General features: G+C 48.4%; 22 protein-coding genes, 1 other RNA gene and 1 pseudogene. 17 read left to right on the forward strand and 7 right to left on the reverse strand.

Annotated features, from left to right (window positions below):
* Window positions 1-168: 168 nt before the first annotated feature.
* Entirely contained in the window at window positions 169-1005 is an 837-nt protein-coding gene (locus BMX58_RS06135; RefSeq protein WP_068622881.1) for an SDR family oxidoreductase, read from the reverse strand.
* Between the two features lie 248 nt (window positions 1006-1253).
* Here BMX58_RS06135 and BMX58_RS06140 point away from each other — a divergent pair, with 248 nt between their 5' ends.
* From BMX58_RS06140 to BMX58_RS06150, 3 genes are all read left to right on the forward strand, one after another.
* Window positions 1254-1862: an NAD(P)H-binding protein gene (locus tag BMX58_RS06140; protein WP_068622880.1), complete on the forward strand. Its 609-nt coding sequence runs from the start codon at window positions 1254-1256 to the stop codon at window positions 1860-1862.
* Between the two features lie 41 nt (window positions 1863-1903).
* Window positions 1904-2902: an aldo/keto reductase gene (locus BMX58_RS06145; RefSeq protein WP_068622879.1), complete on the forward strand. Its 999-nt coding sequence runs from the start codon at window positions 1904-1906 to the stop codon at window positions 2900-2902.
* A gap of 76 nt (window positions 2903-2978) precedes the next feature.
* Window positions 2979-3353: a nuclear transport factor 2 family protein gene (locus BMX58_RS06150; protein WP_084253893.1), complete on the forward strand. Its 375-nt coding sequence runs from the start codon at window positions 2979-2981 to the stop codon at window positions 3351-3353.
* Between the two features lie 112 nt (window positions 3354-3465).
* On the opposite strand, the gene BMX58_RS06155 is transcribed toward BMX58_RS06150, so the two are convergent.
* From BMX58_RS06155 to BMX58_RS06170, 4 genes are all read right to left on the reverse strand, one after another.
* The gene (locus BMX58_RS06155) at window positions 3466-4638 is read right to left on the reverse strand and encodes a THUMP domain-containing class I SAM-dependent RNA methyltransferase (RefSeq protein ID WP_068622878.1); all 1173 of its coding nucleotides are present in this window, start codon (window positions 4636-4638) and stop codon (window positions 3466-3468) included.
* A gap of 120 nt (window positions 4639-4758) precedes the next feature.
* Window positions 4759-5124: RNase P RNA component class B (gene rnpB, locus BMX58_RS06160), an RNA gene on the reverse strand.
* Window positions 5125-5142: 18 nt separating this feature from the next.
* On the reverse strand, window positions 5143-5484 hold the full coding sequence (gene gpsB, locus BMX58_RS06165; protein WP_068622877.1) for a cell division regulator GpsB: 342 nt from the start codon (window positions 5482-5484) through the stop codon (window positions 5143-5145).
* Window positions 5485-5652: 168 nt separating this feature from the next.
* Window positions 5653-6027, reverse strand: a complete 375-nt coding sequence (locus tag BMX58_RS06170; protein ID WP_068622876.1) for a hypothetical protein — start codon at window positions 6025-6027, stop codon at window positions 5653-5655.
* Window positions 6028-6212: 185 nt separating this feature from the next.
* Here BMX58_RS06170 and BMX58_RS06175 point away from each other — a divergent pair, with 185 nt between their 5' ends.
* The 6 genes from BMX58_RS06175 to dtd all read left to right on the forward strand — a co-directional run bounded on the left by BMX58_RS06175 (window position 6213) and on the right by dtd (window position 12056).
* Window positions 6213-6695 carry a DUF3013 family protein gene (locus BMX58_RS06175; RefSeq protein WP_068622875.1) on the forward strand — a complete coding sequence of 161 codons (483 nt, stop codon included), beginning with the start codon at window positions 6213-6215 and terminating at the stop codon, window positions 6693-6695.
* 21 nt (window positions 6696-6716) lie between these two features.
* Window positions 6717-7667 carry a 50S ribosomal protein L11 methyltransferase gene (gene prmA / locus BMX58_RS06180; protein WP_068622874.1) on the forward strand — a complete coding sequence of 317 codons (951 nt, stop codon included), beginning with the start codon at window positions 6717-6719 and terminating at the stop codon, window positions 7665-7667.
* Between the two features lie 3 nt (window positions 7668-7670).
* Window positions 7671-8447: a 16S rRNA (uracil(1498)-N(3))-methyltransferase gene (locus tag BMX58_RS06185; protein WP_068622873.1), complete on the forward strand. Its 777-nt coding sequence runs from the start codon at window positions 7671-7673 to the stop codon at window positions 8445-8447.
* Window positions 8440-9105 (forward strand): deoxyribose-phosphate aldolase, encoded by a 666-nt coding sequence (deoC, locus tag BMX58_RS06190; protein ID WP_068622872.1) that lies wholly within the window; start codon window positions 8440-8442, stop codon window positions 9103-9105. Before BMX58_RS06185 ends, deoC begins: the two co-directional genes overlap by 8 nt.
* A gap of 271 nt (window positions 9106-9376) precedes the next feature.
* Window positions 9377-11587, forward strand: a complete 2211-nt coding sequence (locus BMX58_RS06195) for a RelA/SpoT family protein (protein ID WP_068622871.1) — start codon at window positions 9377-9379, stop codon at window positions 11585-11587.
* Between the two features lie 22 nt (window positions 11588-11609).
* Window positions 11610-12056, forward strand: a complete 447-nt coding sequence (dtd, locus tag BMX58_RS06200) for a D-aminoacyl-tRNA deacylase (protein ID WP_068622870.1) — start codon at window positions 11610-11612, stop codon at window positions 12054-12056.
* A 70-nt stretch (window positions 12057-12126) separates the two neighbouring features.
* Here dtd and BMX58_RS06205 read toward each other — a convergent pair whose 3' ends face one another.
* Entirely contained in the window at window positions 12127-13449 is a 1323-nt protein-coding gene (locus BMX58_RS06205) for an N-acetylmuramoyl-L-alanine amidase family protein (protein ID WP_068622869.1), read from the reverse strand.
* Window positions 13450-13960: 511 nt separating this feature from the next.
* On the opposite strand from BMX58_RS06205, the gene hisS reads away from it, so the two are divergent.
* From hisS to BMX58_RS06230, 5 genes are all read left to right on the forward strand, one after another.
* Window positions 13961-15283, forward strand: a complete 1323-nt coding sequence (hisS, locus tag BMX58_RS06210; RefSeq protein ID WP_068622868.1) for a histidine--tRNA ligase — start codon at window positions 13961-13963, stop codon at window positions 15281-15283.
* A gap of 24 nt (window positions 15284-15307) precedes the next feature.
* The gene (gene aspS, locus BMX58_RS06215; RefSeq protein WP_068622867.1) at window positions 15308-17074 is read left to right on the forward strand and encodes an aspartate--tRNA ligase; all 1767 of its coding nucleotides are present in this window, start codon (window positions 15308-15310) and stop codon (window positions 17072-17074) included.
* Between the two features lie 143 nt (window positions 17075-17217).
* Window positions 17218-18111: a deoxyribonuclease IV gene (locus BMX58_RS06220; protein ID WP_068622866.1), complete on the forward strand. Its 894-nt coding sequence runs from the start codon at window positions 17218-17220 to the stop codon at window positions 18109-18111.
* A 93-nt stretch (window positions 18112-18204) separates the two neighbouring features.
* Window positions 18205-18783 carry a LemA family protein gene (locus BMX58_RS06225; protein ID WP_068622865.1) on the forward strand — a complete coding sequence of 193 codons (579 nt, stop codon included), beginning with the start codon at window positions 18205-18207 and terminating at the stop codon, window positions 18781-18783.
* Between the two features lie 28 nt (window positions 18784-18811).
* Window positions 18812-19657, forward strand: a complete 846-nt coding sequence (locus tag BMX58_RS06230) for a TPM domain-containing protein (protein WP_068622864.1) — start codon at window positions 18812-18814, stop codon at window positions 19655-19657.
* A 72-nt stretch (window positions 19658-19729) separates the two neighbouring features.
* Here the strand turns inward: BMX58_RS06230 and BMX58_RS06235 are convergent, their stop codons facing one another.
* Complete coding sequence (locus BMX58_RS06235) at window positions 19730-20566, reverse strand: pyruvate, water dikinase regulatory protein (protein WP_068622863.1); 837 nt, start codon at window positions 20564-20566, stop codon at window positions 19730-19732.
* Between the two features lie 88 nt (window positions 20567-20654).
* Here BMX58_RS06235 and BMX58_RS06240 point away from each other — a divergent pair, with 88 nt between their 5' ends.
* The 3 genes and pseudogenes from BMX58_RS06240 to BMX58_RS06250 all read left to right on the forward strand — a co-directional run.
* The gene (locus BMX58_RS06240) at window positions 20655-21089 is read left to right on the forward strand and encodes a Fur family transcriptional regulator (protein ID WP_068622862.1); all 435 of its coding nucleotides are present in this window, start codon (window positions 20655-20657) and stop codon (window positions 21087-21089) included.
* A 199-nt stretch (window positions 21090-21288) separates the two neighbouring features.
* Window positions 21289-21462, forward strand: a complete 174-nt coding sequence (rpsU, locus tag BMX58_RS06245) for a 30S ribosomal protein S21 (RefSeq protein ID WP_068559653.1) — start codon at window positions 21289-21291, stop codon at window positions 21460-21462.
* 260 nt (window positions 21463-21722) lie between these two features.
* A pseudogene (locus BMX58_RS06250) lies at window positions 21723-21929 on the forward strand (IS5/IS1182 family transposase); the annotation flags it as partial.

Raw genomic sequence — 21929 nt, forward strand, 5'->3', positions numbered from 1 at the left:
GATCGAGATTGTCGAATATCGTTGAAGAATCTGACAACTGGAGCGTGATTACGGCAAAAGTTGTCGGATAACAACGAATAATCCGACAATCAAGATAGCAGCACAAAATTAGACTGTCTAATTTCGAGACGGTTCTGTGGCCTTTTCGCTTCGGACGAAAAATCACGCTTATTCCTTGTAATCCGTTGAGGCCGCCAGCTCCGTTTGCATCCTGAAATCAGCTAAGCGTTTCTCGAGCGTGGCGATTGTGCTTGCCAGCGCTTGCGAGCCGAGTACCATCCGCAGCGGAGCGGGTGTGATTTCTGCGCTTTCGATGATCCGTTTTGCCATTTCCGCTGGATTTCCTGGAGCCAGGACAATAGACGCATCAAGCATCGCAAGAAAGCTATGGGCTGGATTGCCGTCGTATTCAGGCATAAGTTCCGCGACTTGCGCGCTGCCGTAGCGGAATTCAGTCCGCGCGCCGCCCGGTTCGACGATGGTCACGCCGATATTGAACGGGGCCATTTCCTGGGCCACGGATTCGCAGAAGCCTTCGATCCCGAATTTCGTGGCATGGTACATGGAATTGCCCGGAAAAGCGACTTGTCCGCCGTAGGAAGAAATTTGGATGATGCGGCCGTGACCTTGCTTGCGCAGGAACGGAAGCGCGGAACGGATCATCTGGATGGAACCGGTCAAATTGGTTGCGATGATGAGCTCTACTTGCTCGTCGCTCAACTCCTCTGCGGCGCCGAACAGGCCGTAGCCCGCATTATTGATGATGACATCGATTGCTCCGTGTTTTTCAAACGCCTCCTTCACCACCTGCTGGATCGCTGGCGTATCGGTCACATCAAGAATCCGGCAATCGAACAGCGTCGGGTATTCTGCAATCAGATCGACAATTTTGGCGTTGTTGCGCACCGTTCCGATCACCTTGTCGCCTTTATCCAACAATTGTCTCGTCAGTTCATAGCCGAAGCCACTGCTCACCCCTGTAATCAACCACGTTTTGCCCATCATTTTTGCCTCCATTCCATCTTATATTCAGACTATAGCTCTTGGAGTGGGCTCCAAGTCAAGCGCTTTGTTAAAAACAATTATATGGCACTTATTATGGATTGGTTTCATTACACCTTCACAGCTCTGATTGAACCATTCAAAAGCTGGATTCCGTACCGGTGAAAATTTAAATGACCGTTCAAGGTTGACTTAGAGTGAACTCCAAGTGATACCATACTCATATCAATCAGAAATATGAGGTGGAATTGATGACAAAAGTAGTGATTATTGGTGCAACTGGTTCAGTCGGTCGCGTTGCAAGACAGCTGTTCCTTGAAAAAACAAATGATGAGTTGACGCTTTTCTCACGGCGTCCGGAAAGGCTTAAACCAATCGATCCAACAAGAGAAGTCTCCGTTTCGGGCGATGTGATGAAAGCAGGCGAACTGGACAAGGCCATTTCCGGCCAGGATGTCGTGTTTGCCTCGTTGACAGGAAACCTAGGGAAAATGGCCAAGGCGATTGTGGAATCGATGCAGCGTGTTGGAGTTAAGCGTTTGATCTTTATCACTTCGATGGGTATCTATAACGAAATCCCGGCTTCAGTGGGCTCTTCCGGCAATCTTCGCTCCAATCCGGTTTTGCAGACGTACCGTGACGCTGCAGATGTGATTGAAGCTTCGGGTCTGGACTATACAATCGTCCGCCCAGGCTGGTTCGACAGCAGCAACGATACGGATTATGAAATCACCGTCAAGGGCGAGCCTTTCGGCGGTCACGATGTATCCAGAAAAAGCATCGCAGATCTTGTCTTACGCCTTGCTTCCGATCCGAATCTTTATGTCCGTGAAAGTGTAGGCATCAATCGTCCGGAATGATCCTTGGGATGCATAATTTATCTGTGAGGGGATGACAAACTATGAAATATAAATCAATTGGCAGAACGGGCATCAAAGTTTCTGAATTATGTTTTGGTGCCATGTTTTTTGGAGGCGATGCGGATGAAGAAACGTCAAAAGCATTGTATGAGCGCTGTCTTGATGCTGGAATCAATTTTTTTGATACAGCAGATATGTATTCGCACGGCCGATCCGAAGAAATTTTAGGGAAATTGATGAAGGGACAAAGGGAGGATCTTGTGATCACGAGCAAAGTATTCTTTCCGACATCAAAAACACCGAGAATCAATGACCGCGGTCTTTCCCGGAAACATATACTAACAAGCATTGATGCCAGTCTAAAACGGTTGGATACAGACTACATCGATTTCTATATCCTGCATTATTTCGACCCGAGCACTGACATTGAACTGACTTTGCGAACTTTGGATGATCTGCAAAAACAAGGGAAAATACTTTACTCCGGCGTCAGCAATTGGGCCGCGTGGCAAATTATGGATGCACTGGGCATTTCGGAAAGGGAGTTGCTCGGTCGCTTTGAAATTATGGAGCCTTTGTACAATTTGGCGAAACGACAATCCGAAGTGGAATTGCTTCCTTTGGCTGAATCCAAGAACATCGGGGTCATCCCTTACAGCCCGCTTGGTGCAGGCTTGCTGACGGGGAAATACGGAACGGCTAAACAACCGGATTCCGGCCGTCTCGTCGACAGCGAACTGAATCGTTTGCGTTATCAAGATGATCTGGAACTTGCCGATCGCTTCACGGCATTCTCCCAAAAATTGAGTGTCAGTCCTGCGACATTAGCTGTGGCATGGGCAAAAAGCCATCCGGCAGTGACTGCGCCAATCATCGGTGCCCGGAATTTGGCGCAATTGGATGCTTCATTGGCTGCAACCGATTTTGAGGTGACGCCTGAATTGCGGGCGGAAATCAGTTCACTTTCGCTTGCCCCGGAACCGGCAACAGGCCGTTCGGAAGAAAAAACGCTTGGCCAGTTTAGTATGTTGCAAAAATAATGTTTGGCAGAACAACTGACTGAATTATCAAACCGGGAATGCAAGCGTTCATTGATACAGGAGAGGGGAGCAAATTGTGAAAGAAACCGGAGACGGAGCAATGATTTTGCAGGTTTACAGAAAATACCATGAGTATATGGTCGAGAAAAATACACTTGCTTTGAGTGTACTTTTGGACGATGCATTCGAACTTGTCCATATGACGGGGTATGCGCAAACGAAAAATGAGTGGCTAGATCAAATCGATGCGGAAGCAATGAGATATTATTCATCGGCCGAAAAAGATGTTACGGTATCCGGACGTAATGATACCGCTACAATCACAGGGAGAAATTTAGTGGATGCCCGCATCAACGGCTACCGCAATACATGGAGGCTACAGTTGGAAATGGAGTTCCTTAAGCGAAACGGCATTTGGACAATCATCTATGCAACAGCAAGCGCATATTGAGTTCGGATTATGAGCCGGAGCCCGGCTGCGAAGAGCGTATCCTGTTAAAAAACAAAGCAGTCCGGACGCCCGCTAATGCGGGATCGTCCGGACTGCTTTGTTTCAATAACGACTATTTTTCTTTGGTTTCGCCGGCGTCAAGCTCTTTTTTTATTCGCGGCGGGCGCGTGCCCCAATATTGGAACAGGTCGGTGCGCAATCTTCCGTTGTAGAGTTTGCGTTTTTTCGTGGCTTTTTCGCCGTAGAATTCTTCGAAAAGCAATTCGCTAGTCAGGATGTACTTGCTCCACGTCTTCATCGGACGGAAAACTTGGCCCATCTCTTTGTAGAGGACTTCGATCTCTTCCTGATCGGAAAGTCGCTCACCGTAAGGCGGGTTGCAGACGATTGTACCGTATTCCTTGGTTGTCGTGAACTCAGCCAAAGGTAATTGTTTGAAAGTGACATAATCCGCAACGCCTGCTTTTGCGGCATTGCTCTTTGCGATGGCTATCATGTGCGGATCGATATCGGAGCCGCCGATGTCCAGTTGCACATCGAAGTTCGCTGCAGCTTTTGCTTCACTGCGGATGCGATCCCACTGGCCTTCTTCGAAAATGTTCCATTCCTCGGAAGGGAAGGAGCGTTTCAACCCTGGCGCGATGTTCAGTCCGATTAAAGCAGCTTCGATCGGAATCGTGCCGGAACCGCAAGTCGGATCATAGAAGGGGCGGTCAGGGTACCAATTGGTCAGCATCACCAAAGCGGCTGCCATGTTTTCCTTCAAAGGAGCGCCGCCTTTTTCGGAACGGTAACCGCGTTTGAAAAGGCTGGAACCGCTCGTGTCGATCGTCAGGATCACTTCATCCTTATTGATGGCTACTTCGATCGGATAGAGTGCGCCGGATTCAGGCAAACGGGTACGGCGGTGGTAATATTCGCTCAGGCGGTTGACGACGGCTTTTTTGACGATTGCTTGGCAATCGGGGACACTGTACAAAGCCGACTTCTGCGATTTGCCGGAAACCGGGAATTCCGCATCCATCGGAAGGATTTGTTCCCAAGGCAAGGCCTTCGTTTGCTCGAACAGGTCATCGAACGTTTTTGCTTCGAATTTGCCGAAGACGATCTTGATGCGGTCGGCAGTGCGCAGCCATAGGTTGGTCTTGATGATGTCCGTTTCCGTGCCGGTGAAGTAGGCTTTGCCGTTCTCTACTTGGACGTTGTAGCCCATTTTTTTCAGCTCATTGCCGGTGATGGCTTCGATGCCGCTTGCGGCCGTGGCCACTAATTGATATGTTCTCATTGATAACTCCTTATTGTTTTGCCTTAGAGATTGCCGGATAATGCACGAAAAATGGGACAAAAATTAGCTTGTCCCATCCTTGATCGTATTCTTTTGAAGAAAAAAGCCTGATTTGTAAATTTCTGTAAGCCATGTTCTGTCGCGCCATCGGAGCCAGGCCTCTGATGGCGGAGGTAATTATCTATCTGCATTTCTGCCTCTTTCCCTCGTTCATTTCCTTGGAAAGAGTGCCCCTACCAAAGTTTGGGTTGCTCGCTCGAGGGGTTTACCGCGTTCCACCAGAAAGGTTTCCCCGTCTGCTTCGTCACTGTGGCACTTTCAAGAATACTCAGGCATAGGTAGAGCCCTTAGCCTTTTTTTCTGCCGTCAATCTATCGATTGCCTTAGCTTATTGTTTCGCTAAGCACGAACACTACAAGCATCTCAGCTTGTGCGAGCATGGACTTTCCTCAGCCTCCATAAAGGAGACCGCAATTACCCGAAATTTACAAATGTCTTTTGCTGCTAGTTTGCTTCTTCGTTGGTCTCATCCAGTTTTGAACCGAATACATGTTTCTCCAAATTGGAAAGGCGTTTCAGAATATCAAAATTCGTCACACCGCTGCCGACTGAAGCGGTGTTTGATTGGGTCGGCTTAGCCAATACGGCTTGCTTCGTCAACTCATCAACACGGCTCATCAAACGTTCATTTTCACTTTGAAGATAAGAAAGGTCTTTCTGATAAGATTCATAGTCTCTTATGATCATATCCAGGAATTCATCGACTTCTGCAACATTATAGCCTCTCATAGCGCTCTTGAATTCTTTTTGCAGAATATCTTTGGTTGTTAGATTTTTTTCTGCCATATTTGCACACCTCGTTAGTTGTCCTTGTTACCTAATCAGTATAGCATAAAACAGTAATATTAATAAGCAAATATTCCAATCAACATCATATCAGGCTTTTCGGATAAACTCAACTGATTTTTTTGCTTGGCTCCCGCAGAACTTTCCGGCTATAAAAGAACGGAAAGCTCAATAAGGCAAGGCTCCTTCAAAATTGATGATGATATATTGATTGCTGCCGGATTTTTTTGTCGTGATGGAAAGATTTTCATTAAGAACGGGCTGTTTGCCGAAAATCTCCAGCAAAAAACTCTTGAAGACCTTATCCGTTTTACTTTGCAGGACTTCTTTGAAAAGCTCGCTTTTGGCCACCGGATCGATGTTGTCAGCGAAAATGCTTTTTTCATCCGGTGCGAGGTAATCGTCAGTCAACAGAATCTCAGCCCTCCGGCCGAAAGGGATCTGGACTTTCAAGCTGTCCTTGAATTCTGTTTTCCGGTAATCACGGGCGATGCGTGTCACCAGGTAATCGATGGATTGTCTGATCTCTGATTGTTCTGTCATGAAATATCCCTCCAACTTTTTGCCTGACCTAAATATATCACAAACTGCTCTTTTAAGAAATGGTTCTGTGCATGTCGCGGGCCGTTATTCGGAAAATGAGTTGCGGCTGTACAGTCGGGAATATATCTTTTTCTCATTTTTTGCTACAATAGATGATGAGATCCATCCCGACGAGGAGGAAGATTATGAATAAAAGTATGCTGGATATGATCCATGAAAAATTGGAGGAACACAACTTGTCATGCGAATGGCGGTTAGAGTGGCATAAACCCTTCCATACGGTTGAAATTGTGTTATTATTAGAAGTCAGTTATCCTCCAGACAATAGTATTTCGGATGTATATGGCCATTCCAATCATGAAGACCGGTTCATTTTTGAGGATTCTGTTTTGTTTTATGATCGCGGATCAGCAAAAATAAAAACAGAGGAATATTTGGCCAGTATTCCATTCGATCGGAAAAGAGGGATCCAAGGCGGTTTGGCCGAAGCGGTGATCAAGAGCATACGCTTGACGTTAGGCGAGGCGAACAGCAGGTTAAGAGGGTTTCTGAAGAATGAAGGGGATCCCAGCTTCGAGTTGCATTGGAATGAAGTGAATTTTATCCAGACAATCGAAACACTGAAGGAAATAGGAAGATATGATGAAACGTATTATCGTTATCCTTAATGATAGGAAAGGTGATTGCAAATGGAATGGAATGAAGTGAAGGTTGTGACTGCTACAGAAGCGGTTGAGGCTGTATCGAATATATTGATGGAGGCCGGTGCGAAAGGCGTCGCCATAGACGACGAGCTGGACTTCGTCAATCTGCAGGATGACGGTTTCGGCCAGATAAAAGAGGAGCGTGCGTTGCCTGAAGAAGGCCATGCCGTCTTCATCATGGCCTACTATCCGAACAACGTGGGTTTCCAGGACACCGTGTTGTTCATCAAAGAACAGCTGGCTGAGTTGGAAAAACTCGATCTGAAGATCGGAAAGAATGAGCTGCAGATCAATCAAGTAAAAGAAGAGGATTGGGAAAACTCCTGGAAAGAATATTTCCACCCGATCAGGCTTACGCGTTTCCTTACGATTGTGCCTTATTGGGAAGAGTACACGCCTGAAGATGAAAAGGAGCTGCTGATCCAATTGGATCCCGGGATGGCCTTCGGCACCGGCACGCATCCAACTACGCGCCTGTCCATCGAAGCGCTTGAAGCCGTGATGCGGGGCGGCGAAAAAGTGATCGATGTCGGAACCGGATCGGGCGTGTTGAGCATCGCAGCCAAGGCAATGGGCGCAGACACCGTCTATGCCTATGATATCGATGAAATCGCAACGCGCGTTTCCAAAGAGAACATCGCTTATAATGCCTATGCTGCGGATGTGATCGTCAAAGAGAACAACCTATTGGTAGGCATCGCCGACGAGGAAGCCGACATCATCGTTGCGAATATCCTGGCGGAAATATTGTTGCTTTTGCTCCCGGATGCCTACAAAAACCTCAAGGATGACGGCTATTTCATCCTCTCGGGCATCATCGATTCGAAGAAGGATGAATTGATCGAGGCTCTCTATGCTAATGGATTCGAGATCGAGCAGGAAAAGCAGATGAAAGATTGGGTTTGCCTGATCTGCACAAAAAATGTGGAGGACTGAAGCATGCAGCGATACATCATCCCGCCCTTGACAAAAGATTACCAAAAGCAGCCGATCAACCTGTCGGATGATTTCCATCACCACATGGTGCATGTGATGCGCATGAAACAGGGGGACCGCGTCTATTTAGCCGACAACTCCGGAATTTCGTTCGTTGCAGAAATCACCGATATATCCGCAACCGCGGTCAGTCTGAAGTGGTTGGCCGATGAGGACCGCTCAACGGAATTGCCGATCCGTGTCACAATCGCCTGCGGACTTCCGAAGGGCGACAAGCTCGAATATATCGTGCAGAAGGGCACAGAGTTGGGCGCGGCTGCCTTCATCCCATTCGCAGCAAAAAATGCGGTTGTCAAGTGGACGGCGGATAAAGCCGCAAAAAAACAGCAGCGCCTGCAGAAAATTGCGAAAGAGGCAGCAGAGCAATCACACCGCCAGAAAGAACCGGTCGTGCACCCCGTCCATAACCTCAATGAATTGTTGGCCGAAGCTGCAACATACAGCAAAGTGCTGGTTGCCTATGAAGAAGATGCAAAGGCCGGTGAAGGCAGCATCCTGGTGCACACATTGGAAAAGCTTGAACCAGGCGATTCTTTGTTGTTGGTTTTCGGGCCTGAAGGCGGCTTGGCACCGGAGGAACTGGCTGCGTTCAGGTCAGCCGGCCATCAGAGCTGCGCGTTGGGACCGAGAATCCTGCGTGCCGAGACAGCCCCTTTGTATGCATTGGCGGCAGTATCCTATGAATTGGAATTAAGAAAAGGAGCGGATATAAATGGTTGAAAAATTGAACAAATACATCGATCACACTCTATTAAGACAAGATGCCACGGAGTCGGAAATCAAAGCCCTTTGCGAAGAAGCGAAGGAATATGACTTCAAATCCGTCTGCGTACAGCCATACTGGTTGAAAAAAGCGGAAGCGTTTTTGACCGGCACGGATGTCCTGGTGTGCACGGTTGTCGGCTTCCCGCATGGCGCCAACACGGCCGAAGTGAAGACATTCGAAGCGAAGCAAGCGGTCCAGAACGGTGCGGATGAAGTGGACATGGTCATCAACATCGGGGCTTTGAAGGATGGAGATCATCAAACAGTCGAACGCGAGATTGCCTCATTAGTTGAAGCCGTTAAAGGCGAGGCAATCCTGAAAGTCATCATCGAGACGTGCCTGTTGACCGATGAAGAAAAAGTGCTCGCTTGCCAATTGGCCCAAAAGGCAGGCGCCGACTTCGTCAAGACATCCACCGGTTTTTCAACGGGGGGCGCAACATTGGAAGATATCGCGCTGATGCGCAAGACAGTCGGACCCGTAATGGATGTAAAAGCAAGCGGCGGCGTGCGCACGTATGAAGATGCCCTGGCTTTCATCGCAGCCGGCGCAACGCGTTTGGGCACTTCCAGCGGCAAGAAAATCGTCGAAGGCTGGCTTGCGGCAAAATAAGCTGAAGGCGGATCCTTTTTCGTTCATTACAAGCGCATAGGCCATAGAACCTTGGGGACCCTCTTATGAGTATTCCCCAAGGTTTTTTTGAAGCTTTGCGGCTGAAAACAAGGGACAATTGTTGATGGCGCATCGTTCCGATTTAAAGTATAATAAAGGGAAATATATGCACTTATTTTGTTTGCAAAATTTGATATATTCAACTGCTTTTCCGTTCGCGGACGGGATTGCAGCAAATACATACATAAACTTAAGAGTCAGGAGTGACAACATGCCGAAAATCAAAACCTATTCGCCTGAAGAGGTTGTGCAGCTCTGCACGGAGTATATGAATGAAACCCATGTGGCATTTGTCCAAAAAGCGTGTGATTTTGCCCGGGCAGCCCACAGCGGACAGATGCGCAAATCCGGTGAGGAATATTTTGTTCATCCGACTCAAGTCGCAGCGATATTGGCAGATTTGAAACTGGACCCGGAAACGATTGCAACGGGATTTTTGCATGATGTCGTAGAGGATACGGAATATACGTTGGCGGACATCGAGCGCGAATTCTCCAAAACCGTGGCCATCTTGGTGGATGGAGTCACAAAATTGGGCAAGATCGAATACAAGTCCCATGAGGAGCAACAGGCCGAAAATCACCGCAAGATGTTGATGGCGATGGCAAAAGATCTGCGCATCATCATGGTGAAGTTGGCCGACAGATTGCACAACATGCGCACGCTGAAATACCACAGACCCGAGAAACAGCGGATCATCTCCAATGAGACTATGGAAATTTATGCACCGTTAGCCCACCGGTTGGGGATGAACCGGATTAAATGGGAATTGGAGGATACTTCGTTGAGGTATCTGAACCCGCAGCAATATTACCGGATCGTGCATCTGATGAACAGCAAGCGGGATGAACGGGAGCTGTACATCAAAGATACGATCAGCAAAATCAAGGAATCGATCGATGAACTGGAAATCGAAGCCGACATCTACGGCCGGCCGAAGCATATCAACTCCATCTACCGGAAAATGAAGGACCAAAAGAAACAATTCACGGAAATCTATGACCTGCTGGCGATCCGAGTCATCGTGCATTCCATCAAGGATTGCTATGCCGTTTTAGGGGCCATCCATACAAAATGGAAGCCGATGCCCGGTCGGTTCAAAGATTACATCGCGATGCCGAAAGCGAATATGTACCAGTCGCTGCATACAACCGTTATCGGAACCCAGGGTACACCCGTCGAAATCCAGATCCGGACAATCGAGATGCATCAGGTCGCGGAATACGGGGTTGCTGCGCACTGGGCTTACAAAGAAGGCATCACGAAAAAAATCGATCCCGAAAAGATGCCCCACCAAATCGATTGGTTCCGCGATCTGATTGACCTGCAGGATGATTCCAAGAATGCCAGCGAATTCGTCGAAAGCGTAAAAGAGGACATCTTCAAGGACAAAGTGTATGTCTTCACTCCGAAAGGCGATGTGGTTGAGTTGCCATCCGGCGCGGGTCCGTTGGATTTTGCCTACAACATCCATACCGAAATCGGGCACAAAACCATCGGCGCCAAAGTGAACGGCAAAATCGTGCCGTTGAATTACAAACTGCAGAACGGGGACATCATCGAAGTGATGACTTCCCCGAACTCATTCGGACCAAGCAGGGACTGGATCAACCTGGTTTCCACCAGCAAGGCAAAAAACAAAATCAAACGCTACTTCAAGCTGCAGGACCGCGACGAACATGTCATCAAAGGCCGGGATATGCTGGAAAAACAATTGACGGAGATGGAATTCTCACCAAAAGAGTTCCTGACCAAACAGGCGATCAAAGATCTTTTGAACCGCTTCAATGTGAACTCGGAAGATGATCTCTATGCCGCTATCGGTTTCGGCGAGCTGTCTGCGTTCATCGTCTCCAATCGCTTGACCGAAAAAGCCCGCCGCGAACGCGACAAGCACAAAACGGAACAGCAGATGGACACAATCGAGCAAAAGACCAAAAAAGACAATCCAAAAATGAAGATCCGCCATGAAGGCGGCGTGGTCATCCAAGGCGTGGATAATCTGCTCATCCGCATCAGCCATTGCTGCAATCCGGTACCCGGGGACGAAATCGTCGGCTACATCACCAAAGGCCGGGGCATATCCGTCCACCGCAAAGATTGCCCGAATGTCCAAGTGTCCGGAGAGCACGAAAATCGGTTGATCGAAGTGGAATGGGAAGATACGGGCACGTCCAATATCGATTATGAAACGGAGCTGACGGTCGAAGGCTACAACCGCTCCGGCCTTCTGAACGAAATATTGCATGTCGTGAACACGATGACCAAGAATCTGAGCAGCGTGAACGGTAAAGTCGACAGCAATAAAATCGCTGTGATCACGTTGAAGATAGGGATCCAGAATTTGAGCCAATTGGATAAAATCGTCGATAAAATCAAGAATATCCCGGATGTCTACACCGTCAGGAGAGTCACCTCCTAATCAAAATGAAGAGAGGGAAAATATGCGTGTTGTCGTACAGAAAGTGGCCGAAGCTTCCGTTTCGGTCGCTGGAGAAACAATAGGGGAGATCGGAAAAGGTTTTCTGCTCCTCGTAGGGATAGGCAAAGAGGATTCGCAGGAAGATGTCGCCTACGTTGCCCGCAAAGTGTCGAATCTGAGAGTTTTTGAAGATGAGGACGGAAAAATGAACCGTTCTTTGAAGGATGTTGAGGGGGCCGTCCTTTCGATATCGCAATTTACTTTATTCGCAGATACGAAAAAGGGCAACCGCCCGAGTTTTACCGGAGCCGCTGCCCCCGATGCCGGAGAAACCCTTTATCAAGCGTTCAATGAACTCCTGAGGGCGGAAGGCTTCTCTGTCGCATCCGGCCGATTCGGTGCCCACATGGAAGTCCGTTTGAACAACGATGGCCCCGTGACCATCCTTATAGATTCCAAAAACAAATAACGGAGAAGGCGCCCTGAACATTCGTGGTTCAGGGCGCCTTCTCCGTTATTTTGGAGCGCTGTGCGCTGGTTTATTGGAAATACTGGGTCAAAGCTTGGTAGATGCTTTCGGCAACCAACGAGCGATAATAATCGGAATTGAAGGTCTTGACATCGGAATCATTGTTCATGTAGCCGAGTTCCAAAAGCAGAGCGGGTTGCGTGTTCTCGCGCGTGACCAAGAAATCCCCGAACTTGGATCCGTTGTCCTGCAACGGCAAGGTGTCGGCCAGATGATCATCGACCAGATTCGCCAGCGGAATATCCGCATCCGCGTAATAGTAAGTCGTAAAGCCTGTCGCTAAGGCACCGGACGCGGTGGAGTCATAATGGAAACTGATGAACAGATCCGCGTTGTTGGCATTGCTCATGGCTGCCCGATCTTCGAGCGTCACATAGACGTCGGAAGTGCGGGTCAACAATACATTCGCCCCCGCGCTGCGCAATTTTTCCGCCACCGCTTCAGCGGTTTTGAGGGTCACTTCCTTCTCGTAGATGTAAGTACCTTCAGCACCCGGGTCTTCCCCGCCGTGCCCCGGATCGATCACGATGGTCGCTTCGGAAAGCGTCGTGGTAGAGGAGGCGGTGACTGGCTGATTGATCGACTTGGTAGTTTCCACCAACCATGAAGCGACATAACCTTCTTTGTTGCCCTCATAGCGGATTTTGTAGAAGTCCCCGCTTTCGCTGATCAGTTCATATTTTTCACCTTTTTCGGCGATGAAAAGGATATCGCTGCCCGTCGAAGGCCCGCTGCGGACATTTACGCCATCCATCGTGATGAGGACCATCGGAGCGGACTCGTCGGCCCCAGCCCCAGTGGCTGTGGTGTCTACCGTTTCGGGCGCCAACTGGATGCTGCCAGGGGAAATTTCGATCAGTTCGGACAAAATCCAAGCGACTTTATTGTTGAACTGGATTTGACTCCAGCCGTTTTCTTCATACAGCAGGGCGAATTTTTCGCCTTGACTGGCTGTTCCGACCACTTCGGAAGCCTCATTATTCTCTTGGCGAACGTTGGCGGACGGAACCAGAACGGTCGCAAGCAGGTCGGAGGTTGCCGCGATTTCGGTGTTGCTGATCAGCCAGCTGGCCACCCAACCGATTCTCCCGTCCGAGAGCCGGACTTTATACCATTCGTTCTTTTCGCTCAGAACATTGACTGATGAGCCACCCTGTATCTGCGTCATGATGTCGTAGGATAAGCCAGGGCCGGAGCGGACATTTACAATGCTTGCGGTTATGCCGACACTGGTATAGTTGGCCAATGCTACCGTACCGAAGGAGCCCAATCCGACAAACAGCAAAACAATCGTCAGGAAGAACAGGTGTCTATTTTTTGCGAGAGTCTTCACTAGCTGTCTCCTTTCTGGTTTGGATGCATAATAATTTACAGAAACTGTTCAATTCTTCTATTCATTATAGCAAAGATACAGCATCCAATGCAAAGCCTTTTCAGAAATTATGCCCGGATGCATTTCCGGCCAGACATGGCGCTGCGGCAGGGAAAGTGCTCCGTAAAGTTAGAATTTGATGAAAACGGTATTGACAATTCGTTGCTTATCTTGTATCGTAAAGGAAATTACAAAAGTCCAGTGAAGATCGAAGTAAAATAGGTCGGTTTGATCAGAGAGGGTTGCCGCGGCTGAGAGCAATCCCAAAACGATTATTTGAAAGACAGGTTGGAGGATTAATAGTGAAAAGCTATTACGCCGCGAACGTTACTCGCCAAAGGAAAGCTGTGCTTTCGAATAAAGGTGGCACCACGTCTGATCAATCGTCCTTTTCCATGATGGAAAGAGGGCTATTTTTTTGCTTTTTTTCGGACAGAACAGACAGGATAAAGCTTAAAGGAGAGATAAAAAAATGATACAAAAGCCAAAAGGGACTGCCGATATATTTTTGCAGGAAGCGGAAATTTGGCAATACGTGGAGGAGACAGCCCGCATCTTGTTGCATGATTACCAATTTTCGGAAATCCGCACCCCGATGTTCGAGAGTTTCGAGTTGTTCTCCAGAGGGGTCGGCGATACGAGCGACATCGTTTCGAAGGAAATGTATGATTTCTACGACAAAGGCAATCGGCATATCGCTTTGAAACCGGAAGGTACGGCTCCGGTTGTCCGTGCCTATGTCGAAAACAAGCTGTTCGGACCTGAACACCCGAAACCATTGAAAGTATACTACATCAGCCCGATGTTCCGCTATGAAAGACCACAAGGCGGCAGAATGCGTCAGTTCCACCAATTGGGAGTCGAGGTATTCGGCAGCGTCAACCCGGCGACGGATGTCGAAACGATGGCATTGGCATGGGACCTGTTGAAGGAACTGGAATTGAGCGATCTGAAATTGGTCATCAATTCGTTGGGCAAAACAGCGGATCGGATCAGGTACCGCGAAGCGCTAATCGCCTACCTGGAGCCTTTCCATGATGAATTGAGCAAAGATTCCCAGACCCGTCTGCACAAAAACCCACTGCGCGTATTGGACAGCAAAGATAAGCGCGATAAAGAGATTGTGGCACATGCACCGAGCATTCTGGATTTCCTTTCGGAAGAATCAAAGCAGCATTTTGAAGCGGTCCAGGAAATGCTGAAGGTATTGGAGATCCCTTTCACGATCAACAGCAACATGGTACGCGGGCTCGACTATTATCAGGATACCATTTTCGAAATCATGACATCCTCCGCAGTCTTCGGAGCGGAAACGACCATCTGCGGCGGCGGACGCTATGACGGTTTGGTCCAGGAAATCGGCGGACCGGAAGTGCCCGGTTTCGGTTTCGGGATGGGCTTGGAGAGATTGATCCTTTTGATGAAAGACCAGCAAGTCGATGTTCCAAAATTGTCGGAACTTGATGTATATGTGGTAGGTTTGGGCGAAGAAACGAACATCGAAGTCATGAAATTGGTCCAAAATGCGCGCCAAGCGGGCTATTCGGCTGACCGTGATTTCCACGACCGCAAAGCGAAGGCTCAGTTCAAGACAGCCACGAAAAACGGCGCCAAAGTGGTCATGACCATCGGGGAAGAGGAACTGAAGAATCGGCAAGTGCAATTCAAAGTGATGGCGACAGGCAAAGAGCAGACTTTGTCTTTGGCTGAAATTTACGCGGATTTTGATAAAGTGTACAAAACACAGACCGCCGATATGACGGCGTTCAATGAATTTTTCGGAAAAGAAGACTAGATCATACAGAAAAGGGTAGTGAACATGGAAAGAAGAACAGAGTATTGCGGATTATTTACGGAAGCAAATGTCGGGCAGACTGTCGTCGCCAACGGCTGGGTAAACAAAAGAAGAGACTTAGGCGGATTGATCTTTATCCATCTGCGTGACCGTGAAGGTATCGTTCAAGTCGTCTTCAACACGGAGTTCAGCGAAGAAGCTTTCCGTATCGCGGAAACAATCCGTGGGGAATATGTCCTGCAGGTAAAAGGTAAAGTCGTCCTTCGGGAAGAAAATCAAATCAATCCAAACATCGGCACGGGCACAATCGAAATCGAAGCGGAATCCGTGGAGATTTTGGCGAAAGCGAAAACACCGCCGTTCTACGTTGAAGGTGATGTGAACGTATCCGATGAACTGAGAATGAAATACCGTTACATCGATCTGAGAAGAGACAAAATGATGAACAACATGAAAATCCGTCACCAAACGACACGCACTGTCCGCAACTATTTGGATGACTTGCATTTCATGGACATCGAAACGCCATATTTGACGAAGTCGACTCCTGAAGGCGCGCGCGATTACATCGTCCCTTCCCGCGTCCACCAAGGCGAATTCTACGCATTGCCGCAATCCCCGCAACTGTTCAAACAGATGCTGATGGGCGCTGGCTTTGACCGTTATTACCAGATTGTGCGCTGCTTCCGTGATGAGGATTTACGCGGTGACAGACAACCTGAATTCACGCAAGTGGACATCGAAACCAGCTTCCTTTCCGCTGAGGAAATTCAGGGAATCACCGAAAACATGCTGCAGAAAGTCATGAAGGATGTGTTGGACAAAGACATTCCGGTTCCGTTCCCGCGCATCTCCTATGACGAAGCGATGAACCGTTTCGGCAGCGACAAGCCGGATACCCGTTTCGGCCTGGAGCTGATCGACTTGAATGAGTTTGCGAAAACATCATCCTTCAATGTATTCAAAGCGACGAGCGAAAAGGGCGGCCAAGTCCGCGGTCTGAACGTCAAAGGCAAAGCCGATGCTTATTCGCGCAAAGACATGGATAACCTGATCGAATACGCCAAGCAATACGGCGCTAAGGGCATGGCTTGGATGAAAGTTGAAGAAGACGGCCTGAAAGGCGCCGTTGCGAAATTCTTTACGGAAGACAGCGAAGAATTGATCAGGTTGATGGATGCAGAACCAGGCGACTTGCTGGTGTTCGTTGCCGACAAAAAAGAGATCGTCTATCAGGCTCTGGGGGAATTGCGTCTGAAGTTCGGCCGCGATCTGGACCTGATCGACAAATCCCAATTTGCCTTCGTTTGGGTCGTGGATTGGCCATTGCTTGAGTACGATGCGGACGCAAAACGCTACACTGCCATGCACCATCCGTTCACTCGTCCGAATGATGCGGATCTTTCCAAATTGGCCGATCATCCGGAAGAAGTCTATGCCCAAGCCTATGATATCGTCCTGAACGGCTATGAAATCGGCGGCGGATCGCTGCGTATCCACACAAGAGAAGTGCAAGAGCAGATGTTTGCGGCACTGGGCTTCAGCAAAGAGGATGCCCAGGAAGAATTCGGATTCTTGCTTGATGCCTTCGATTACGGTTTTCCACCGCACGGCGGAATCGCTTTAGGCTTGGATCGTCTGGTCATGCTGCTGGCCGGCGAGTCGAACATCCGCGAAGTGATCGCCTTCCCTAAAAACGGGAAAGCTTTCGATCCGATGACCAGCGCACCAAGCGAAGTAAGCGCAGCGCAGTTGAAAGAACTGAGCTTAAGAATTGCTTCATTGGACTGACATCAGGGCCAAAAAAAGCATCTGATAGAAAGAAAAACAAGCCTTATGATACAATAACCGTATCATAAGGCTGTTTTTTCGTCCTTCATTTGATTGCAGGCGAAACGGACTATTAGGATAATATACGATAAAAGGGTGAAGATATGTTAAAGATAGGTTCACATGTTTCCATGGGCGGCAAAAAAATGTTGTTGGGTTCAGCGGAGGAAGCGGCCTCATATGGGGCATCCGTTTTCATGATCTATACAGGGGCTCCGCAGAATACCCGCAGAAAAAGCGTAGACGAGATGAATATTCCGGAGGGCATGGACTATATGGCAAAGCATGGATTGCTCGAGTTGGTCGTTCATGCGCCTTACATCATCAATCTGGCCAACACAACGAAACCGGATCATTTTGAATTCGCGATCGATTTTTTGCGCGATGAAATTGTGCGGGCGCAAGCGCTCGGCGCCAAACAGATTACGTTGCACCCTGGCTCGCATGTCGGCGCCGGCGCTGAAACAGGAATCAAACAGATCATCAAAGGCTTGAACGAAGTGCTTGAGCCCAGCCAGACAGCACAGATCGCACTGGAAACGATGGCGGGAAAAGGGACCGAAATCGGCCGAACGTTCGAAGAGTTGGCGGCCATCATCGATGGCGTAGTCTACAATCACAAGCTTTCCGTAACGCTGGACACATGCCATACTAACGATGCAGGATACAATATCAAGGAGGACTTTGATGGCGTTCTGGAGGAATTCGACCGCGTCATCGGGTTGGAGCGTCTGAAAGTGGTGCATGTCAACGATTCGAAAAACGAAAGAGGCACCCACAAGGACAGACATGCGAACATCGGCTTCGGCACAATCGGATTCGGGACATTGAACAAGATTGTGCACCATCCGCAGCTGCAGGATTTGCCGAAAATATTGGAGACACCGTTCGTGGGCGAGGACAAAAAGAACAAGAAGGCCCCTTACAAATTCGAATTGGATATGCTGAAGTCGCAGACATTCAATCCGAGATTATTGGAAGACATACTGAATCAGTAAGAAATACATCTTTGGATGGATGCGTTTTTGTTTCCGTTCAGGGATAATGGAATGCAAGCGACAATAAAAGCATAAAGAAGGAGATGGGGAAAGATGAAAAGTTGGTTGAAAGGATTAATCGGGGTGTTCATTGCGGTGTTGCTGCTGGGAGTGCCCTTGATCAGTTCCTATAATGGATTGGTGACGGAGGAAAGCAATGTCGACGTGCAGTGGGCGAATGTGGAAAGCAAACTCCAAAGACGTTACGATCTCATCCCTAACTTGGTCGAATCGGTGAAAGGTGCGATGGAACAGGAACAGGAAGTTTTCGGCGCGATCGCTGATGCCCGCGCGAAAATCGGCAGTGCCCAGACGACCGAAGAACAGGTGGCGGCCAGCAACGAGATGGAATCCGCACTTTCGCGTCTGTTGGTGATTGTCGAGAACTATCCGGAACTGAAATCGAACGAACAAGTTACAGCCTTGATGGATGAATTGGCCGGCACCGAAAACAGGATCTCGGTCGAAAGGGACCGCTACAACGAAGCGGTGCAACAGTACAACAACAAAGTCAAACGGTTCCCGGGATCGCTCATGGCAGGCCTTTTCGGATTTGATGAAAAATCTTATTTTGAAGCGGTCAGCGGCGCTGAAACCGCTCCTAGCGTGGACCTGAATACAGACGATGAATAATTGAGGGGCTGATGATGCTTTGTTTCAAATGAGGAAAAAGGCACGATGGCAATTGCTTGCGGTTTTGGTGGCGTTTTTCTTTTCGATGGTTTCCGCGCCATCAGTACAGGCGCAAACGTTGCCTGAACCGACAAGCGATTTTTATGTCTATGATCCAAGCGGCACGCTCTCCGAAGAAACGAAAACATTCATCATGAGCGTGAATGAGCAATATGAATTGACGGAAGAAAAGCCTCAAATCGTTGTGGCAGTGGTCGATTCGCTGCAGGGTGAGACAATCGAAGAGTATTCCGTCGACCTGTTCGAAAAGTGGAAAATTGGCCAGAAGGAAACCGATAACGGAGTGCTGATTTTGTTGGCCCTCGAGGAAAGGGAAATCCGCTTCGAAATCGGATATGGCCTTGAAGGCGCCCTGACCGACAGCAGGACCGGACGGATTCTGGACAATCATCTGGATTATCTTTCGGCCAATGATTTCGACGGCGGGCTCAAGCAAATATTCACCGAGGCTGCTGTCGTCGTCAATGAAGAATACCAATTCGACGATGCTGTCATCTTTTCCGGCTATCCTGTCGATGCTGACCAATACAAAGAAGACGATTCCTCATTCATTGCGGAACTGGTCCAATTCCTGTTCATTCTTTTGCTGCTGTCCTACTTTTTCGGTGGCCGGGGCAGAGGTGGACGCGGTGGCCGAGGCGGCGGAATGGACCCTTTGTGGTGGTTGCTCCTGGGGAGCGGCGGTTATCGGGATAACAACCGTCGCGGCGGTTCCGGCGGATTCGGCGGCGGTTTTGGTGGCGGCTTTGGCGGAGGCGGCGGGTTCGGCGGTGGAGGATCTTCCGGAGGCGGCGGATCCAGCCGAGGTTTCTAGCCCGGCCGATGCGCTAGCGGACAACAAAAGAAGAGGACGCGGATTTAAAAACCGCGTCCTCTTCTTTTGTTGTTAAGGGATGATGGTTGTGTCGGAAATTTCGATGCTGCTCATGATGATGGCGGCCGTCTCTTCTATGGAACGTTTGGATACGTTGATGACGATGCAGCCCAACTTGTTGTACAATTCATAGGCGTATTCCAATTCTGCCCGGATGCGATCCATATCCGAGTAGATGGTTTCCGGTGACAAACCGTAAGCAATCATACGCTCCTTGCGGAAGTTGTTCAGTACTTCCGCATCGTTTGTCAGTCCGACTATTTTCTTCGGATCGACTTGCCAAATCTCGTCAGGCACAGCCGCTTCCGGCATGATCGGCAAGTTGGCTACCTTGATGTTTTTGTTCGCCAAAAACATGGAAAGCGGCGTTTTCGAAGTGCGGGAAACACCCAACAGGACCAAATCGGCATCCAAGAAGCCTTTCGGATCTTTGCCGTCGTCGTATTTGACGGCAAACTCGATGGCGCTGATGCGGTTGAAGTATTCGTCATCCAAACGGTGCAAAGCGCCGGCTCGCCGGAGGGGTTGCTGTCCGGTTTTTTCGGAAATATCGCTCACCAGTGCTTTTAAAATATTGTAGCAAGGCAGGTTTTCTGCAGCGCAGAAACTGTCCGTGAATTCGCTCAAGTCCTCGACGACCAGAGTATGGATCACAAATGCCTTCAATTCTTTGGCTTCTTTCAAAACAGGTTCCAGATCTTTCATCTTCCTGATGAACGGGTAATGGTACATATGAACGGTGATCGACGGGAATTGGGCCAGAACGGCCTGGAGTACTTTCCTGGCGGTGTCCCCAACCGAATCGGATATGATGACAAAATGCAGGTCCTCGTGCGCTTGTTGTTCCATATAATTCGTCCTCCCTGAATCTTAATGATTGCAATCTCACTAATAATATACTATAGTCAATTTGAAATTGATAGAGTCGGGAGGGAAAATGATGCCGGTCGATACCGTAACAATTGCGTTGCAGAAATTAAAAAAGCATGGTTACAAATACACCCAAAAAAGAGAAGATATCATAACGGTTTTTGCGGAAGCAAACCGTTATCTGTCCGCAAAGGCTGTTCTTCAGGCTTTGGAAGCTGAGTATCCGACACTCAGCTACGACACTATATACCGCAATCTGTACACTTTTGTCGATGTGGGGATCTTGGAAGAAACCGAGTTGAACAATGAAAAATTGTTCAGGATCACTTGCCTGCATGAGGGGCACCACCATCACCACTTTATCTGTCAGCAGTGCGGGATGACGATTGCTTTGCAGATGTGTCCGATGGATTTTTTTGAGCAACAGTTGGAGGGATGCCAAATTTCTTCCCATCGCTTCGAAATATTCGGGATCTGCAAGGATTGCCTGGCTGCCGGATAGCGTACCTTACCGGACGTCAAGCAATTTTTTCCTGAAAAAAAGATTCCGATACAATTCCGATACAATTCCTGTATTTGTTTTCAATAAACCGTTGCAATTGCTTTCGCCTATGATATAATATCAAAAGAACAATTTCATTTTGATTGCTAGCTTTCAAAAGGAAACGTTACTTTTAATGCTCGGAGGGAGGGAATATTTAATGTCAAAAACAGTTGTTCGTAAAAACGAATCTCTTGATGATGCTCTTCGTCGCTTTAAACGTACTGTTTCAAAAACTGGAACTCTACAAGACGCTCGTAAACATGAATTTTATGAAAAGCCAAGTGTGAGACGCAAGAAAAAATCTGAAGCTGCCAGAAAACGCAAATTCTAACAGCCGGATGCTTGCTTTCTGAAATTCTTAGAGACTAATCAATAAAGAATGGGATGATCTCCGTATCATTCCATTTTTTTGTCGTTCCGCAGCTGCGCCATCGTCCGCAACCGGTATAAATAATGTCTACTGAATAATTTATAAACCTTATTGTGACAGCGTTTTTCGATGTTTTTTGGTATAATAGATGCATGGAATCTAGGGGAAAACACCAAAAACCCGTGCACTTTTTTCAAAAATGATACGAAGAGGCGATGAAAATGTACAAAAAGCAGACGAATCGGCAATTGACCATTTATGACTTCGATCAGCCATTGGGCCTCACAATGAATCCAGAAAACCGTTGGGTCAAAAAGGCAGCTTCGATTCCCTGGTCAGTCATTGAAGATAAGTACGCTGCTCTGTTCAACAGTGACAGAGGGAACATCGCCAAGCCGGTGAGGATGGCACTAGGTGCCTTGATAATC

Origin of the sequence: Trichococcus ilyis, assembly GCF_900109135.1 — a bacterium.
Lineage (GTDB): Bacteria > Bacillota > Bacilli > Lactobacillales > Aerococcaceae > Trichococcus > Trichococcus ilyis.